The following is a 1889-nucleotide window of genomic DNA, read 5'->3' as shown; positions in this document are numbered from 1 at the left end:
TGCCTGAGGGCGGCATCCGTTGCGGACGGCGGGGATCGATCACTGGTTGGAGCCGTCATCCCATGCCCGGGCGGTGCAATGGGGTGCGGAGCAGGATCTTCTGCGTCTGCTCAACGGCGGCGGTCTGGGCCGGGAGCTCGTCAGCCTGACCGTGGCTGCCGGGGGCGGCCTGAGCGCGCATGACTTCGCGGAATTGACCGGGAGCCGCCCTCGGTTGGTGGAGCGCGAACTGTCGACGGTGAGCGGGCGGAGTTTTCAGTGGCGGTCCGCGCATTGGGTGCCCGGCGAGCCCAAGATCTACGTGCTGGCGCATGAGGAGGTCCAGCGGAGCGCGGCGGAGCTTGTCACGGAGGTCGACCTCGCAGGACGCGAACTCGCCAACACCGACCCGAGTCACATACTCCAGACGTGGCACTATGTCCATTACGGAGACTCTCAAATACCGTTCTAATAGGTACCGCGAAGGGGAGGTTGCAGCGTTTGCGCAATCTCTCTCGCCAAGTCGGATAGCCAATAAGGCGAGTTGGGTTCCCGCATGATTTCACGCAACGTCAATCGTAGGCGGCGACGACTGCGACCGGAGGCCACGGATTCCAACATGGCGGGGATAGAGAGAAGGGTAGTTTCGCATTCTCGCCACGCTCGCGCTGACGTGTATGCGGCGAGCAGGGCGACGCTGTAGTAGAGATTTACCCGCCTATTGGTATCGCTGGTGATAGAGAGTTCAAGGGCGCGCTGCAACTTCGGAATGGCCGCACTGGGATCTCCCCCAACCAGCAACGCCTCACCCTCGTGTCCTGTCAGCTCGCGGTCATCGACCCACCACGTCCACGAAGGGTCGCGTGTGGTGATGGAACCCCCCAGCGCACTCCGCGCCAAGGCAAACTCGTTCAAGGACGGTTGCCGTGCGCCAGTAATAGCCAATGCCCTGGCTTTACGAATCCGCGCGAGTAGGGCCACCCGCGCCGGAGTGCGAGGATCAGAGAGGATCTCGTCAGCAACTCGCAGAGCCTCACCCGGCCTGCCATGTTCAATGCTATGCATCGCCAACATGTCCAGGGCAAACCACGCCATAGGCTTGTCTCCGGCGTGGCGTGCAAGCATATGTGAGTCCAGGAATGCTGAGCGCGAATCCTCCTGTTGGCCGGCATCGAAGAGGAGCCACCCGGCGATTTCTGCCATTTCGGCCACGGTGGCTAGGTACTCATTATGCAACTCATCTGGGATCTCGTCCTTGTCGAGTTTTTCCTTGCCGACTCGCAGGACTTGAACAGCGGTCGACGCCACAGCGTCACCGCCATACCGATTGTCATGTTCGAGCAAGTGGCTGATGGTGTCGCGGATGTGCCGAATGTCCGCCTCACAGCTATTCACAAAGCTCTGCCTACCCTCCGTCGCCGGAGCGGTCAACGAACCCCCGGCGTCCAGAAGACGCTCCAGCAACTCGACTAACCGTTCAGACGGCTGCTGCTTCCCGTTGAGCACTCGGGACAGGTAGGCGGGATCGTACTGGAGTGCGCGCGCTATGCCACGCATCGTCATGCCCTTGGCAGCCATGGCTGCTCGCAGGTGGGAAGCGAAGTCATTCATAACCGCCCCAAGGTGTTGACCAGTCACCACCAGAGTAGTCAACGCTAGTCAACTCCCGCTGAGGCTCGGGGTTCCGGTAGTCATGACAGCTCAAACCCCGGCAACCGTGGTAGCGGTCCCGGGGCGTGGCCAACGCTGACAAGGAGCGCCGACATGCGCGATCGTATCCGCCACTGGTTCCGACGGGCCAGGGCGGTCCTCAGACTCAAGAAATCCAGCCCCAATCCTCGACCGGCCGTCACCCAGCCCGCCCACGTCCCGGTCCCCAAGCCCCGCTGCGGCTGCCACCACCTCACCCC

General features: G+C 62.5%; 2 protein-coding genes. One reads left to right on the top strand and one right to left on the bottom strand.

From position 1 onward, the window contains the following. Nucleotides 1-46 precede the first annotated feature (46 nt). Nucleotides 47-451, top strand: a complete 405-nt coding sequence (locus K6I34_RS36425; RefSeq protein ID WP_229332308.1) for a hypothetical protein — start codon at nucleotides 47-49, stop codon at nucleotides 449-451. On the opposite strand, the gene K6I34_RS36420 is transcribed toward K6I34_RS36425, so the two are convergent. Then, nucleotides 448-1590 (bottom strand): helix-turn-helix transcriptional regulator, encoded by a 1143-nt coding sequence (locus K6I34_RS36420; protein WP_229332307.1) that lies wholly within the window; start codon nucleotides 1588-1590, stop codon nucleotides 448-450. The two genes, K6I34_RS36425 and K6I34_RS36420, sit on opposite strands and share 4 nt — an antisense overlap. Nucleotides 1591-1889: the final 299 nt, after the last annotated feature.

Origin of the sequence: Streptomyces sp. UNOC14_S4 (assembly GCF_020740835.1) — a bacterium.
GTDB lineage: Bacteria > Actinomycetota > Actinomycetes > Streptomycetales > Streptomycetaceae > Streptomyces.
This window is presented reverse-complemented; position numbering and strand designations above follow the sequence as displayed.

What these genes read in the sequence shown, in the direction of transcription:
- K6I34_RS36420 (WP_229332307.1), bottom strand. Translation starts at nt 1,590, where the DNA reads ATGAATGACTTCGCTTCCCACCTGCGAGCAGCCATGGCTGCCAAGGGC.